The organism is Gammaproteobacteria bacterium (assembly GCA_022450155.1).
GTDB lineage: Bacteria > Pseudomonadota > Gammaproteobacteria > Arenicellales > UBA868 > REDSEA-S09-B13.
The window spans coordinates 218209-233921 of the sequence record JAKUQR010000003.1 but is presented as its reverse complement, the minus strand read 5'-3'; the positions used below and the strand labels follow the sequence as shown (position 1 = coordinate 233921).

The window sequence follows — 15713 nt, the reverse complement described above, 5'->3', positions numbered from 1 at the left end:
CCGTTCCTATTTATTAGAGCCTGTATGGAGTTACGCGACGCGACGACTAAGAAACGGATGATCCGTAAGAAAGGATTTATTAGTCATTTACCCATAGAAGTAGACCAGACGAACAGTGTTATACAGCACTTAGCATTGTTCTATGGGGATAGAGATGTAGCAGAGATATGTAACCTTGTTGTTGAGTCCGACTTCTATAACCAGATCGCTACAGATTGGGAGGATAAGTATGTAGCTGGTCTTTCAGGTACGCAGAAGCGGAAGGTCGTGAAGAAGATTGTTGTACCCAGATGTTATGGCTCAGGCGCAGAGAGGATAGCTGAGGAAGAGTTATCAAAAATACCGTTCCTGAAGGACTGGGTACCTGCGGGAGAGTCGGAAAGCATAGACAACCCATCTGAAGAAGATGCGGTTGACGCAGCTAGACAGGTCTACTCAAAGAAAACTGCAATCGAGAAGGTCAAAGAACTCAAAGATGATAAAAAGTTGGAATGGTCCTACGCGGACATCATTCATCATATGCAACTGCTTGCACTAGCTAGGGAAGGTATCCGCAGAGTAGAGGCAGTTGTGCCGACAATTAAAACCTTCCGTAAGGAGATGAAGGAAGTAATCGAGCAATGGGGCTTACCTCAAGATGGAGAATTGGCATGGGCAACCATGAGTGGTTTTGAGGTTCACTTCCGACCAGTCTATACAGACAAGATACAGTTTAGAGTACCGAAGTCGAAGGAGGAACGACGTAGAAGAATTCAGTTAAGCGCAAGACATGTAACTCCTAGGCTGCATAACAATGAAGTTAAGTTAGGGCTGCAAGCCAACCTCGTCCATAGTGTTGACGCATCTTTAGCCCACATGGTTGTGGCTAAGGCAGAGTATCCAGTCATAGCAGTACACGACGCATTTGCAGTTCATGCTAACAACGTTCAGGACTTGCGGATCGATTTTGCGCAATGTCTTGTCGCTGTCCATATGATGGGTAAGCCACTACAGAATTTCAGATCAGATGTTCTTGGAGAGCCTCGTCCTGAAGGCGAGTTAAGCTGGGATGAAACCTCCGCTAACACGATTGCCATCCTCCGTGAGGTCGAAGGCACTAATTTCTTAGATATGATCGGCTGACTCCCTCGCTGTACTAACCCATTACTACATTTAGCAGCTGTTGCTCAGGCATCGGCACGAATCCCTATTGTCAATCAAAAGGAGAATGACTATGAACGAAGAAGAGAGAAGGTTGTGCGAGTTAGGTTATAGCTACCTAGCACCTATATCAGTACCAACTACAGGATTACTACAACCGTATACAGCACAAGTTACGAAACCCAGCTGGGGTATTGGCCTTTCAGACGGTACTCCAATGATTACCTTTGGAACTCCTAAAGACCTACTTACCCAAGAAGCAACTGGTGGTATTACTTGGCCTGAGAAACCTACAACATACGATTATCAAGACATTGTGCAGGATATTGTTGATGAGCAGAAGTTCGCTCCTGAAGTTCCATCTCCAGCAGAGGTAGATGTTGCTGCTCAGATAGATTCATTCTCTAAGTCTATAGAGCAAGTTGAAGACATGCTTCCAAAGGCAGTTCCATGGTTGCAATGCTATGTAAAGCTGAAGCTGATGACGGGCTTGAGGCAGGTTGATCTGTTACTGCTTACAGTCAGGAACATAACATCAGAAGGATTATTGGTGACGCATCATAAGACCGAAGATTCTTCTGGTAAAACTACGTTGTATAAGTGGACACCTGAACTGAGAAAAGTAATTAGCCAGCTAAAAGCTATACCGCCCTCCTCTATTCATCTCTTCAATACGCAGCAAGGTAAGTTGTACTTCGTCAATGGTAGATACACCACAGCATTCTCGTCCTCGTGGGCAAGGTGGATGAAGTGGTTTCCTAAAGAGATAAGATTCTCAGAGAGGTCGCTCAGAAATTTGGTTGGCTCTGAAGGGGATTTACAGGAAGCTGCCGACAGGCTCGGTCACGCTGACAGGTCAACTACTGCTAAGTACTACAGACTGAAGCCCACCGTAGTTACTCCTTTATCCTCCAATAACTCTTAACGTTCTAGCTGTTTCTGGGCGATTACTCTTCAATTCTCCAAAATTAATTGGAGAATCGTTGTGCAATAATGCCGATAACCATAGATTGAAGTGCGCATTTGAGTACCTGGCTTCGAACCAGGTGGTCGGGGGTTCGAGTCCCTCCGGGCGCGCCATTAAATCAAGGACTTAGAGCGATTTGAAAATCTAGGAGTTCCCAAATAAGCCAAAAGTTCCCAAATAAATTCCATGTCAGCCGCAGAAACACTCGCTGACGTACACGGTAATTACCGTCAGTACCGCAACCCCGGTGTAAAAAAGGCCCTGTCTATCATTTGGGAATCAGCATAAACGACGTTACCCTACTCGTCATTTCGCGCTAAGAATTCCGAAACGCGCTTTCTGTAGGCTTCTGGCTCTTCGATATGGGCGACGTGGGCTGATTCCTCGAAGATCACTGCCTCTGCGTTGGGGATGCCTGCCTGCATCGTGGCGGCGCAGGCGGGGCCCAGCTCATCATAGCGACCACAGGTGATCAGGACCGGGGTCTTGATCTGAGCCAGATCTGGTGTGCGGTTCCAGTAACGCAGATTTCCGATAGTAGTGAATTCATTCGGTCCGTTGATGGATTCATAGACCGTGTTGTGATGCAGATTTTCGACCGAACGCAACATGCAATCCGGCCATTCTTCCAGCCGGCACAAATGGCGGCCATAAAAAACCTCCTCCGCCGCAGCATATGCTTCATGCTCGAACTCGCCCCGAGCTCCATGGTATTCCAGCGCCTTTCTGTGCTCTTCCGGCAGCTCGGAAATCAGCCGGTCGCATTCGGCGGAGAATTGCGGGATCGATGATGAGGTCGAGGCCAGCACAAAACTCTGCAGCCCGGCCGGTTGCCGAAGCATATATTCGATACCGAGCCATCCGCCCCAGCTCTGGCCAAGGATATGGCAACGCTCAAAACCAAGTGCGTCACGAACCTCTTGCACCTCGTCGGCGAAGCGTTCGATGGTCCACAACGCGCGGTTTTCGGGTTTTTCCGATTTTCCACAGCCGAGCTGGTCATAGAAGATCACCGGACGGTCGGAGCCAAGTGCTTCGAGCGGTTCCAGGTAATCATGCCCGGCGCCGGGGCCGCCATGGAGCAGCAATAGAGGAAGTCCCGGCCCGTCACCCACAGTTTTTGTCCAGACCTTATGACCACTTGAAAGCTCGAGCCGGCGCTCCATTTTTTGCCTCCTTAAAAGTTAAGTTTCAACCGTATTAATTTAGTTTGTTGCTCTAGGCCTGTTTTAAAGTAGTAATAGCAAGAGGACCGTTGAGAAGTTCGTTGGTTGACGCTACCTTGCCAAAGTGATACGCAAAATTTGTCAAAAACACACGCTGCAATGTGTCGGAGTCGACTTCTCCCCATCCAAGATCGGGCAATCCTGATGCCGAGGTAACATCACTTAGCACAATCACCGAATAATCTCGAGCGACGGCATCTCGAGCAGTACACTCGACGCAGGCTCCAGTTGCGACTCCGGCCACCAAAATATTTTTCACTTCTAACTCCTTGAGTGTGGCTTCCAGTCTGGTATACATAAAACCCGACTGACGGATTTTCTCCATCACAATATCACCCGCTTGTGGAGCGATTTCTGGCCAGATTTGGACACCTTCACTACCTGCCCGCAAAGCCTTACCTTGACGAATTGTCGGAAAACGTTTTCCCAGAGTTCCCATGTCTTTGGCACCCGGATGGTGTACATGGTTGATATAAATGATAGGAAGCTCGATTTCGCGACAACGGCGAATCAACTTGATTAGCTTTGGCATCATTTGGCGACCCTCCTGAGTTTCAAATGGAGCTCCATCTGCCAGAAAATCAAGGCTCATGTCTATGACGAGTAAGGCTGTATTTTGTGATGAAAATTCAGGAAACATTGTTCTATCGATTGTATCAATCATGCTTGGCCTCCGAATAGTTGTAGACAGTATTACTTGGGAGTTGACCAGTTAATTCCATATCCGGTGGCATCACGATACGGTTCTCACTGTCGAACTATCTCGCGTATTAATTCACTTAGCGCCACGCTAGGTACCCATACCCAGTTGGGTTGCTTTAACTTACCAGTCATACATCGTAGCTCTTTTATCCCATTGAAACAAAAACTAATCCAAAAGGTAGCAGTAAAATTTACAGACAATCTGAATTAAATGGGAGGTTCGTTGTAGACTTATCCTTGTTTTTATAGCCAGTGACTCTCGTATTTCTTAGATTGCTCTATTTGTAATTAGGGAGATTTCGGTTGCTGCAGTCTTAATCTTGTAAAGACTTGGTATTAGAGAACCAATTATGAATTTAACCGAAAAATTTGAGCGTTATCCATTAACGTTTGGCCCCACACCCATTGAGTACTTGCCCAGACTTACAAACGCCTGTGGCGGCAGCGTTAAGATTTACGCAAAGCGGGATGATTGCAATTCGGGCCTCGCAATGGGAGGGAATAAATTGCGGAAATTAGAATTCATTGTGCCTGATGCGCTGGCTTCCGGAGCCGATACGCTAGTATCCATAGGCGGTGTGCAATCCAATCATACTCGTATGGTTGCAGCTACAGCTGCGAAAATCGGTATGAAATGTCGGCTGGTACAGGAAAGCTGGGTGCCACATGATGACGCGGTTTATGATCGTGTAGGAAATATTCTCCTGACCCGACTAATGGGAGCTGATTCTCGCATCGTGGACGATGGGTTTGATATCGGGATTAGAGAAAGCTGGCAAGAAGCAATTGAGTCAGTTAGAGCAGAAGGTGGAATACCGTACGGTATCCCCGCGGGTGCGTCGGTCCATAAATATGGCGGACTCGGATATGTTGCGTTTGCTGATGAAGTGAGAATACAAGAGAAAGAACTCGGTTTTCAGTTCGATTATGTCGTCGTTTGTGTAGTGACCGGATCAACTCATGCGGGAATGATTGTTGGATTTAAGGCCGACGGGCGCTCAGGCCAAGTCATTGGTATTGATGCATCAGGGACAATTGATCAGACCAGGACACAGGTTACGAAAATAGCAAAAAACACTGCGAAGCTAATTGAGTTAGGGCAAGAAATCACTGACAAAGATGTTCACATAAATCCAGATTACGCCTACCCAGGTTATGGCGTACCTAGTGATAAAACGAATGATGCAATTCGACTTGCAGCCAGAATGGAGGCGATGATCACTGACCCTGTTTATGAGGGGAAGTCAATGCAAGGTATGATTGATCTCATCGGCAAAGGTTACTTTCCCTCTGGCTCAAAAGTTTTGTATGCCCATCTTGGTGGTGCGCCAGCATTAAATGGATATAGTTATACCTATAGAAATGGATGAAGCATCCAAGATGCTCGGTCATGCCGACACTTCAACTACTGCCAAATACTACAGATTAAACCCAACAGTCGTAGCCCCATAAAGTTCCCAAAAGAATTAGAGAAACCTCTAACAGTAGTAGTAAAACTCTTAGAAATTCTGATTCATTTGGGAACCTTCGTTTACAATAATCCCTGTATTTATAGATTTAAGTGCGCTTTTGAGTACCTGGCTTCGAACCAGGTGGTCGGGGGTTCGAGTCCCTCCGGGCGCGCCATTAAATCAAGGAGTTAGGTCACCTTACAAAAAGGTAGGGTGTCCAATAACTACCGAATCCTCCAATAACTTCGGTATTTCAGCTGGTTCTCAGCGCTAATTTGATGGTTCCTATGTAGGCGCATGCCAAGGCAATAACGCCCTTTTATAACGACCCACCATAGATCGCGACACGGGTAGACTCGTAAGGCTGGCGAGCTGTCCGTTGACCTATCAGTTCAGATTCAGTGCACGGTCGCAATCTGGGCTCTGATGAATTCTGGATTGCCCGCCATTACGAATGAGGGGGAATAGCACGATGAAGAGACTTGGATTCATAGGTGTCGGCATGATGGGTAAGCCGATGGCGAAAAACCTGCTCAAGGCAGGATACGAACTCACGGTGCTCGATGTGAATGCAGCAGCTGTCGAGGAACTGGTCGGCGAAGGTGCAGTCCGGGCGGAACATCCCGTAGAGGTGATGAGTCAGTGCGAGGCGGTAATCACCATGCTGCCGGGTTCGGCAGACGTGGAACAGGTTGTGTTGGGCGCACAGGGACTGCTGTCTGCGGTTCGCGACGAGCACCTCGTCATCGATATGAGCACGATAGATCCGATGGTATCAAAGCGACTCGCGCTGGAGATTGATTCTGCAGGAGGGCAGATGATCGACGCCCCGGTGAGCGGTGGCGAGACAGGTGCCATCAACGGCACGTTGACGATAATGATTGGTGGCCCTGCCGCCGTGCTTGACCGCTGTCGCGAGGTGCTGGCGGTGATGGGCAATAAGCTGATTCATGCCGGCAGTGAAGCCGGCATGGGGGGCAAGGTCAAACTGGTCAACAACATGATCACCGGGATTTCAATGATCGCCACCTCGGAAGCTTTTCTGACAGGACTGAAAGCGGGTCTCTCGATGGAGACGATTGTCGAGGTCGTTGGGACCAGCAGCGGCAACACATGGGTACTTCAGAACCATTTTCCAAATACGGTCCTGAAAAACCAGCATGAGCCTGGCTTTATGCTCGATCTCATGTACAAGGACATTGGCCTGGCACTGGCTCTCGCCGACGATGTGGGTGTCCCCGTACCTGTCGCGGGACTGGCGCGTCAGGTGTACCAGAGCGGACGAACGGCGGGTCTGGGTCGTAAGGATTTTTCCGTGGTCTGGAAACACATGGCCAAGGCAGCAGGCGTACATCAGCTCGCCCCGCCCAGTGACGACCCTGAGGACAGTTTGTAGGAGTCGATCAGAAACTTGGTTGGGAAACCAGATTAACTGCCAAGGCGAGTAGATTCATGTCAGAACCGGGGGCACCAATAAATGATAATCCAAGCGGTAATCCGCCTTGGGTAACTCGTGGGAGACTTATCTGTGGTAAGCCACCAAGTCCTGCGATGCACAATAAGTTCATTGCTTGAGTCCGATATACGATTTCAAGTGTATTTGTTTCAGTACCGCTTAGTGGAGCAACTCGTGGTGAAGTCGGGAGACATAAGATTTCATCTGGCTCGAGAAGATTGGTGAGATAATTGTTAATCTCAACATATTCTGAGTGCGCCCAGGAAATTGTTTGTGAGTCAATCGTCGATGCCCATTCAAGCCGTTCGCGTATACCAGGCCCAAAAACCGGATGAAACTCTTTAATCCATTGTTTCCGATTGGCCCAGATTTCAGATCCTTGAATAGTCCGAAATATTTCGAACCAATGGGCTAGTCTATCTTGGCTAACATTTATTTCCTTTGTTAGTTCGAATTTATCAACTAACGATTTTATTATTGGCTTCAAGACTTCATTTACCGAAGAATCTACTAGGGGAAAAGTATCTTTTGCGATTATTAACCGTTTGACATCTAGCGACATCGCTGGTTGGTCTAGTAAAACGCTACCAACCTCTTCAAATATCGTCGCGTCAGAGGCAAACCACCCAATAACATCGAAGGAAGGAGCGAAAGGGATCACACCATCAGTTGTAATGCGGTTGTGTGTGGGTCTTATACCCATTATTCCACAGTAGATTGCAGGTAATCGCACTGATCCACCACAGTCTGTGCCTAGCGCAAAATCAACTACTTGGCCAGACACGGCAGCTGCAGACCCGTTTGAAGAGCCTCCTGGAATGCGGTCCGGTGCCGCAGAATTTATAGGTGTCCCATAATGGAAGTTTTCTCCAGATAGGCTATATGCCAATTCGTCGGTCAAAGTACGTCCGAGCATATCCGCTCCAGCATCAAGTAAGCTTTTGACAACTGGAGCAGTCGTTTTTTCTGCACTATGAGTTCGAATCCAGTCAGGGTTCCCGAAACCTGTCCGTGAACCAGCTATATGAAACACATCTTTGGTAGCGAATGTGAGGCCGTCGAGTACGCCTCGGCTTGTGTGCATGAGTGCAACATGATTTTCTTCGCAGAACGCACCTAGTGTTGCGTTGGGAATTGTTTTTGTTTCCACACGCATTGCTCTAATTATTGTAAGCCTTGGACTATGTTGGGTCTGAGGATGAGTTAGGTCAAGCATCCAAGAAACTCCATCATGCTGACACTTCAACTACTGCTAAGTACTACAGATTGAAGCCAACAGTAGTCACACCGTTGTCCCACTAAAGTCTTAGAAACTCCCAAAACTAGTAGTAAAACTCCCTGAAACTCTAAAATTTATGGGAGAGCCGTAGTAGACTTATCCCTAGTTTTATAGGTTGAAGTGCATATTTGAGTACCTGGCTTCGAACCAGTGGTCGGGGGTTCGAATCCCTCCGGGCGCGCCATTTCTTTTTGATTTACGACAGAAGTGAGATCCGAATTTCACACTGTTCGTAAAACAATAAAATATGGGAGAGATCCAGCGCCCAGTTTTGGGATAAACCCACCCTTCAATATTCAGTTATACGGAACATCAACCACCGTCCAGCGTGGTCAAGGCACCGTACAAGTCTGGCCGGTGATCCCGGAACACAGCCCAGAAGTCTCGGAATTTTTTCACCTTCTGAAAATCGAATCGGTGCACCAGCACCTCCTCCTGGTCTCTACCCGCCTACTCGACGATCTGCCCTTCGTGGTCTGCTCTAAAACAATTACCGTAGAAATCGAGATAGGCCTTGTGACCATCAGTGATGGCGAGACCGGACACCCGGTCACTTTTCGATCGAGGACGCTGTTTTATCGACCTTGGAGTGGGCGGTTCTGTCCGTAGCGCAGCCAATATTCGTCCGATATCCGCTTGAGGGTGATCAACTGATAGCAACCGAGATTAAGAGATTGAACTAGATCGACAGGTTAAATACTTGAAAGATGGACTTGAAACACTCGATGATCATCCTAGTTAGCCTACCGGGTATGGAAAACTGTTCTTTTTATGAAATATATCCCTTATCGTACTGTTTTTACTGGGTATCTTATCGACTAGAATGATCGGACCAACTATCAAGCGATGCGGGATAGACAATATTGACACGTTTAAGAGAGGTTTGACATGGCATTACACATAGGCGATGACGCCCCAGACTTTACAGCCGAGACCACCGAAGGATCGATCAGCTTTCACGAGTGGATCGGTGAAGGTTGGGCCATTTTGTTCTCACACCCAAAAGATTTCACGCCGGTCTGCACCACGGAATTGGGTTATGCGGCGCGACTCAAACCGGAATTTGAAAAGCGCAACTGCAAGATTATCGGTTTGAGTGTCGATTCGGTGGGTGACCACGCCGAATGGTCCAAAGACATCGAAGAGACCCAAGGACACGCCGTGAATTATCCGCTGATTGGCGACACGGATCTCAAGATCGCAAAGCTCTACGATATGCTGCATCCCAATGCCAGTGGAGAGGCCAAGGATCGAACGCCGGCCGATAACCAGACCGTGCGGTCTGTTTTTCTCATTGGACCCGACAAGAAGGTCAAAGCGATGGTGACGTACCCCATGAGCACGGGTCGCAACTTCGATGAGATCTTGCGCATTCTTGATTCTTGTCAGCTGACGGCGAAACACAAGGTCGCGACGCCCGTCAATTGGAAGCAAGGCGAGGATGTCATCATCGTACCGGCCGTTTCTGACGATGAGGCTAAAGAGAAATATCCTGACGGCTGGGACTCGCCAAAACCCTATATTCGAATTGTGCCGCAACCCCAATAACGTGATTCGGATTAAGTCGTTATCTTCGCGAATTTAGTGCTTATATCTAAGTCGATCACTGCGCATGAACGCAACTGTTTATAAACCAATGGGGATGACCGTTGCGGAAACGGTACTGAAAGAAGCCAAGCAAATTCTGGACGAACTCGGCATTGTGTTCTTTTTGCGGCATGGTACCTGTCTGGGAGCAGTCAGAGAGGGTTGCCTGATCGCTTGGGACGATGATCTGGATGTGGGCTCGGTAATCGGGTTGCACGGCCTTACCGAGGAGCAGGTATACGAGGCGGTCGACCTGTTCAGCCAGAAAGGCTTTACCCCAGACGTGATCGTCAGCGAGATCGGTATTTGCGTCGAGATGAAACAATACGGTGTACCGATTGACTGGAACTGTTATCGCATCATTGGGGAAAGTATTTACCAGTATCCAGTCATCCAGATTCCTGTCAACTTACACACGGACCTTAAAGAGATTGATTTTCTTGGCGAAACGTTTCTGATTCCCAATCCGGCCGAGGATTATCTCAGGCTCCGGTATGGTCCGGACTGGCGTGTTCCAAAGGAATTCGGCGTATTTGAATCGACTGTGCTGGAATTGACCGATCAGAGCATTATTCCACCAGAGCATAGAAGGACGATGTCCCTTAATAACCGCTTTGTACAGTCGTCACATACCGGCTATCTCAGAGTCCTCGATCTTGATGGCTTGCCAGTTGATCAGGCACAGATTGGCATCGCGTCAACAACGGTGTTGACCGGATTGGAAAATGCCAACACAGATAGCGATACAGGGTTTTCTTCAACCTGCCCGTGAAGGGTAGTTATGTAGTCTCTATCGTCTATGACGATCACCGGGAAGTTTTGTATGGCGAACGCTTGGTCCCCGGCTTGAATTATGTCTATACCCCCAATCCTGCGATTCCCTCGGGCAGGCGTAATGCCTTGATACCAGAGACCGGCAAACCACATTCAGCTTAAATTTTTCTTTACCTTGAGGAGAGAACAATCATACGCGTATATGTAGACGCCGTTGCTGACCTGTTTCATTATGGCCACGTCAACTTCTTCCAAAAAGCCAGGGAATACGGTAACTTCCTTCTGGTTGGGATTCACGCTGATAAAATCGTAAATTCCTATAAGCGATTGCCGATTCTTTCGATGGCTGAAAGGATTGCGGTCGTCAAGGGTTGTCGTTATGTGGACGAAGTCATCGGCGATGCTCCGTTCGCTATTGATCACAACTGGATTAAGCGCCATCAGATCGATCTGGTGGTTCACAGTGACGATCTTTCTGAAGAACTCGAAAACCGTATGTACAAGGTCCCCATTGAGATGGGTATATACCGAACTGTGGCATACACACCAGCTATCTCAACAACAGACATCATTGACAGATGTAAGGCTGCGACAAATTAGATGAATTTTCTGACGTACTCGGTTACTACCGAGGGAAATGTCAGGTGTCGACCCCAAGCGCTTGAGCTAAAGCCGGAAAATTATCCACAATTAAGTCATGTTTAGGGTTCGGTTCGGAATCAGGTGGGCCTTCTTCCCCCCATTCATCGGGACGTCGGACAAAGGCTGTCTTGAAGCCAGCAGCCTTCGCCGCATCCAGGTCCCAATTGTGACAGGCCACCATGCAACATTGGTGAGGCTCGAGTTGTAAGTAGTGTGCTGTCCTCTCGTAAGCTTCAGGCAGTACTTTGTATTTCCCGATTGCCTCACACGATAGCACCGCATCCCAACTCAGCCCATTTCTCTTCGCAGTGTCCATAACAATCCGGAAACTTAGAATGGTGAAAGAGACACACATGAATCGTTGGCCGAGTTTTGGCAGCACGGCGGGAAAGTCCGGCCATGTTGTGAGGTTATGTACTGCGTCCCACCAAATACTGTAGCGCTCTTTCTCAGTAAACGGATCTAAGCCATTTGCGACACAAACCTCGTCCAAGGCCATGCGGTGCGCGTCATCAAAGTTGTATTGAGGAGGTGCGTGCTCACCCAAATTCACCATTTTCCCTAGTGAACGACGTCGCAAGTCATTGGCTACTCCACCCCAGTCTCTTTCGATCTGGTGGATTTTCCCAGCATTGCCAAGAGCCGTGGCAAACCCAGTATGCCAGTCGAGGATAGTGCCACCGGTATCAAAGGTGAGTGCCTTGATCTCATTGAGACTCATCTGGAGATACCCCTTCGGGGAAATAATAATAGATACGAAAGGAGCACCAAACCCGTATCACAAAACTGAGGAGTGATTGTACTTTTCATATCGGTATTGCCTTTTCTGCTGTCTAGTTGGTTGTTCCGACAGTTAAACACGGCCGAGTGCCCCTAGCGCCTGATTTATCTGTCTCCTGTTGGCGACTCCCCAGCCACTGACAAAGTCAACCATGAATTTCAGCGTTCCTCCAAACTCAGTAAGTGAATATTCCATCCTAGTTGGCGCCTACTTGCTATAGGAAACTAAATCTATTCTATTTGATGAAACAATCGAGGATGTGGCGTATCACGTCACCTTCGACTTAAATTTTTTACAGTGGAAAGAATGGTCTCCTTAGAGTTTGATTTATCTGATGTAAATGTACAAAACTATAAGTAGTCTGCATGTTGACTGCAGGCCAACATATAATTGGGTAGCCCAAGCCCGGCTGTACTGATGCCCTCAATAATAGCCTTACACGGCTGGCGCGCGTAATCACGTGTCTGAACATGGTCAGAGACATCTATTAGCGGTCGGGAGTTCGGATATCTTCGGGTGCATCATGTCTCAGCCCATGACCCGACCACGGATCAGGCCACCCAAAGTTGACAGTAAAAAAAGCACGGCAGCGAGACACACAATAGTGGGGCCGGTGGGGGTGTCGAAACTGTAGGCCATTTGCAATCCGCCAACCGCCGACAGGCCGCCGATTATTGTGGCAATCAGTACCATTTGTTCGGGCGTTTTCGCATAAGGCCTTGCGGTGGCTGCAGGGATAATCAGCAGAGCCACAATCAGCAGTGCCCCTACAACCTTTACGGCAACCGCTACCACTACCGCCAGCGCCACAGTCAGAATCAACTGTTCGCGGCGAGGGTCGATCCCCGCGGCATGGGCCAAATCGGGATTCAAAGTTGAAGTCAAAAGCGCCGACCAGCGCCACCACATCAAAAACAAAACCAATCCCGCACCACCCCAGATCACGACGAGGTCAATCTTTCCAACAGCCAAGATGTCGCCGAATAGGTAGGCCATCAGGTCGATCCGCACCCCAGACAAGAAAGAAGCTGCCACAAGACCAAAAGCCAGCGCACAATGGGCGAGTACACCCAGCAGCGTGTCCATCGCGTAGCCCCGCCCACTGAGAGCCGAGACCGTTACGGCCATTAGAAGCGATACGACCAGAACGCCCAGGAAAATTGAAGTCGAAAAGGCCAGCGCCAGGGCGATGCCCAGTATCGAAGCCTGGGCTGTTGCGTCACCAAAATAAGCCATGCGGCGCCAGACGACAAAACAGCCCAGTGGCGCGGCGGCAATCGCGACACCCACACCCGCCAGTGAGGCGCGGACGAGGAAACTGTCCAACCAGTTCATGCGGCGGCCTCGTGATCGTGTGAATGCGTATGTTCGTGCTGGTACAGCGCCAGCGCACCCTGTGTTCCAGAGCCAAACAGCGCTCGGTATTCCGGGGCTGTAGCTACCTGTCCAGGCGCGCCGTGGCAACAGATATGGCCATTCAGACAGATCACCCGGTCCGAAGCGGCCATCACCACATGCAGCTCGTGACTGACCATTAGCACAGCGCAGCCAAGGCGTTGCCGTACCGTTTCAATCTGCCGGTAAAAAGCAGCTGATCCGGGCTGATCTAAACCCTGAGTGGCTTCGTCAAGAAGCAAAAGTTCAGGCCGACCAAGCAGGGCTCGGGCCAACAGCACCCGTTGAAATTGTCCGCCCGAAAGCCCTGACATCTGTCGCTTGGCCAGATTTCCCACACCTGCATCGGTTAGCGCTTCCTGCGCAACAGTATCGGATACTCGGCGCGGCAGGCTGAGGAAGCGCCGTACGGTGATAGGAAGTGTTGCGTCTATGTGCAGACGCTGCGGCACGTAGCCGATACGCAGCCCGGAGTTTTTCTTAACCCTCCCGGCACTCGGTCTGACTGCACCGATGATCGCCCTCAGGAGTGTGGTTTTCCCGGACCCGTTAGGGCCAACGATGGTAATGATCTCGCCGGGATCGACCTGCATTGCCACGTCATGCAGAACTGTGTTTCCGCCGATGCGTATATCGAGGCTGCTAATCTCTACCAAACTCATGCCGCACCCCCGTCGTGGCAGGCGGTACAGATGCCCTCAATCTCGACCCCGGTTCGTTCAATCCGAAAGCCAGCTGTTTTTGCAGCACGACCTAACACACCCCGGGTGAGATCGGTGTGGGTTTCTGCAACCGAATCGCAGGCACGACAAATCAAAAAGACCGGCGCATGATTTTCCGCCAAGTGAGCACAGGCGATAAAGGCATTGAGCCGCTCGATCTTGTGCGCAAAACCATTTTTGACTAAAAATTCCAGCGCCCTATAGGATACTGGTGGCTGTGAGCCCAGACCCTCGGCGCGAAGATTGTCCAGAATTTCATAAGCACCATGGGCACGGTGTTCTGCCAAAAGCATTTCCAATACGCGCCGGCGTACCGGTGTGAACTGCAATCCCGCCGCTTTGCACTGAGCATCGACTGAATCCAAGCCCTGCCTAATGCACTCAGCATGGTTGTGCTGCCCGAAACCAATTGCATCCATGTGCTCTCCTTTTCCAGCAAGGAACATCCGGGTGGATCATCTATATTAGCTTATGTTATGTTATATCATAACATACGTTTAATCATGATCACCCTGCGTCTAATCATCAAAACCATCCTGGGCACTGCTATTTGTGGATTGTGGCTATCCGGTATGGTGTCGGCTGATGTACCGCAGGTGACAACTGACATTCCAGCAACACATTCGCTAGTCACCCGGGTGATGGCGGGAATTGGCATGCCCGATCTGATTGTCAACCGGGGGGCATCACCACATGCCTATTCGCTGCGTCCTTCCAATGCGGCATCGCTGGAAGCAGCCGATCTCGTCTTCTGGATGAACAGCAGGCTAACACCCTGGCTCGAAGGTGCTCTAAAAACGTTGTCTGCAGACGCCAAAGTTATCGAACTGATGGATACTAAAGGCTCCACAGTACGACCCTACCGTGAAGGTACAACCTTCGAAGCACACAATCACGAGCCCAAACGTGACGAAGAGGGACATACAACAGCTCAAAACAGCGACCCCACTGCGAACGTTGATCCCCATGGTTGGCTTGATCCCGATAACGGCAAAACCTGGCTCGATGTCATCGCGACAGAGTTGTCGAAGATAGATCCCCAAAATTCCGAAATCTACTTCGACAATGTCACTCAAGGCAAGACAGATATCGACGCTGTCATCTCTGAAATAGAAGCAACACTGGCGGCATTTCGCGGTACGGATTTCATTGTCTACCATGATGCCTATCAATATTTTGAGAAGCGATTTGATGTCTTGGCAGCCGGTTCGATTTCTATGGGGGATGTCTCAGACCCGAGTCCAGCACGTATCGCAGAGATTCATCAAACAGTCGAAGAACTGGACATCACGTGTGTGTTTTCTGAACCCCAGTTCAATCCAGAACTCGTCGCGACCGTCGTCGATGGGACCAAAGCCAGAACCCGCGTGATTGACCCGCTCGGCGCCCGGCTCACCCTGGGTGCTGATTTATACCTAAACCTTTTGCGCGACATTGCCCAAACCATGGCGAGCTGCTTGTGATAACCGAGGCTAGGATTCGACATCTGATTCTGACAATGGCTGATCAACCAACAAAATCAGAACAGCAACTCCCTATGACCCACGGATCTAAAGTTTGTAGAATTACATTCACTTAAACCGCCATACAG

The 15713-nt window shown here is 49.3% G+C and carries 15 protein-coding genes; 8 read left to right on the top strand and 7 right to left on the bottom strand.

What is annotated here, in order from left to right; translation table 11 throughout:
- Both MK323_02695 and MK323_02690 read left to right on the top strand, forming a co-directional pair.
- The coding region (locus tag MK323_02695) for a hypothetical protein (protein ID MCH2481068.1) at positions 1 to 1122 on the top strand (1122 nt) is incomplete at its 5' end.
- A gap of 91 nt (positions 1123 to 1213) precedes the next feature.
- Positions 1214 to 2065, top strand: coding sequence for a tyrosine-type recombinase/integrase (locus MK323_02690; GenBank protein ID MCH2481067.1), 852 nt, complete (start codon positions 1214 to 1216; stop codon positions 2063 to 2065).
- A 341-nt stretch (positions 2066 to 2406) separates the two neighbouring features.
- Here MK323_02690 and MK323_02685 read toward each other — a convergent pair whose 3' ends face one another.
- Positions 2407 to 3273: a proline iminopeptidase-family hydrolase gene (locus tag MK323_02685; GenBank protein MCH2481066.1), complete on the bottom strand. Its 867-nt coding sequence runs from the start codon at positions 3271 to 3273 to the stop codon at positions 2407 to 2409.
- A 52-nt stretch (positions 3274 to 3325) separates the two neighbouring features.
- Entirely contained in the window at positions 3326 to 3997 is a 672-nt protein-coding gene (locus tag MK323_02680) for a cysteine hydrolase (GenBank protein ID MCH2481065.1), read from the bottom strand.
- Positions 3998 to 4385: 388 nt separating this feature from the next.
- Here MK323_02680 and MK323_02675 point away from each other — a divergent pair, with 388 nt between their 5' ends.
- Complete coding sequence (locus MK323_02675; protein MCH2481064.1) at positions 4386 to 5405, top strand: 1-aminocyclopropane-1-carboxylate deaminase; 1020 nt, start codon at positions 4386 to 4388, stop codon at positions 5403 to 5405.
- Between the two features lie 553 nt (positions 5406 to 5958).
- Positions 5959 to 6882 carry an NAD(P)-dependent oxidoreductase gene (locus MK323_02670; GenBank protein ID MCH2481063.1) on the top strand — a complete coding sequence of 308 codons (924 nt, stop codon included), beginning with the start codon at positions 5959 to 5961 and terminating at the stop codon, positions 6880 to 6882.
- Positions 6883 to 6889: 7 nt separating this feature from the next.
- Here the strand turns inward: MK323_02670 and MK323_02665 are convergent, their stop codons facing one another.
- Positions 6890 to 8092, bottom strand: a complete 1203-nt coding sequence (locus tag MK323_02665) for an amidase (GenBank protein MCH2481062.1) — start codon at positions 8090 to 8092, stop codon at positions 6890 to 6892.
- Positions 8093 to 9109: 1017 nt separating this feature from the next.
- Between MK323_02665 and MK323_02660 the strand changes: the two genes are divergently transcribed.
- From MK323_02660 to MK323_02650, 3 genes are all read left to right on the top strand, one after another.
- Positions 9110 to 9769: a peroxiredoxin gene (locus MK323_02660; protein MCH2481061.1), complete on the top strand. Its 660-nt coding sequence runs from the start codon at positions 9110 to 9112 to the stop codon at positions 9767 to 9769.
- 64 nt (positions 9770 to 9833) lie between these two features.
- Complete coding sequence (locus tag MK323_02655) at positions 9834 to 10580, top strand: LicD family protein (protein ID MCH2481060.1); 747 nt, start codon at positions 9834 to 9836, stop codon at positions 10578 to 10580.
- A 224-nt stretch (positions 10581 to 10804) separates the two neighbouring features.
- Positions 10805 to 11182, top strand: a complete 378-nt coding sequence (locus MK323_02650) for an adenylyltransferase/cytidyltransferase family protein (GenBank protein MCH2481059.1) — start codon at positions 10805 to 10807, stop codon at positions 11180 to 11182.
- Between the two features lie 40 nt (positions 11183 to 11222).
- Here MK323_02650 and MK323_02645 read toward each other — a convergent pair whose 3' ends face one another.
- The 4 genes from MK323_02645 to MK323_02630 all read right to left on the bottom strand — a co-directional run bounded on the left by MK323_02645 (position 11223) and on the right by MK323_02630 (position 14541).
- The gene (locus MK323_02645; GenBank protein MCH2481058.1) at positions 11223 to 11945 is read right to left on the bottom strand and encodes an HAD-IA family hydrolase; all 723 of its coding nucleotides are present in this window, start codon (positions 11943 to 11945) and stop codon (positions 11223 to 11225) included.
- Between the two features lie 588 nt (positions 11946 to 12533).
- Positions 12534 to 13340 (bottom strand): metal ABC transporter permease, encoded by an 807-nt coding sequence (locus MK323_02640; GenBank protein MCH2481057.1) that lies wholly within the window; start codon positions 13338 to 13340, stop codon positions 12534 to 12536.
- Entirely contained in the window at positions 13337 to 14062 is a 726-nt protein-coding gene (locus MK323_02635) for a metal ABC transporter ATP-binding protein (GenBank protein MCH2481056.1), read from the bottom strand. The genes MK323_02640 and MK323_02635 overlap by 4 nt, the downstream gene beginning before the upstream one ends.
- A complete protein-coding gene (locus tag MK323_02630) occupies positions 14059 to 14541 on the bottom strand; it encodes a transcriptional repressor (GenBank protein ID MCH2481055.1) in 483 nt (160 codons plus the stop codon). Before MK323_02630 ends, MK323_02635 begins: the two co-directional genes overlap by 4 nt.
- Before the next feature lie 84 nt (positions 14542 to 14625).
- On the opposite strand from MK323_02630, the gene MK323_02625 reads away from it, so the two are divergent.
- The gene (locus tag MK323_02625) at positions 14626 to 15585 is read left to right on the top strand and encodes a zinc ABC transporter substrate-binding protein (GenBank protein MCH2481054.1); all 960 of its coding nucleotides are present in this window, start codon (positions 14626 to 14628) and stop codon (positions 15583 to 15585) included.
- Positions 15586 to 15713: the final 128 nt, after the last annotated feature.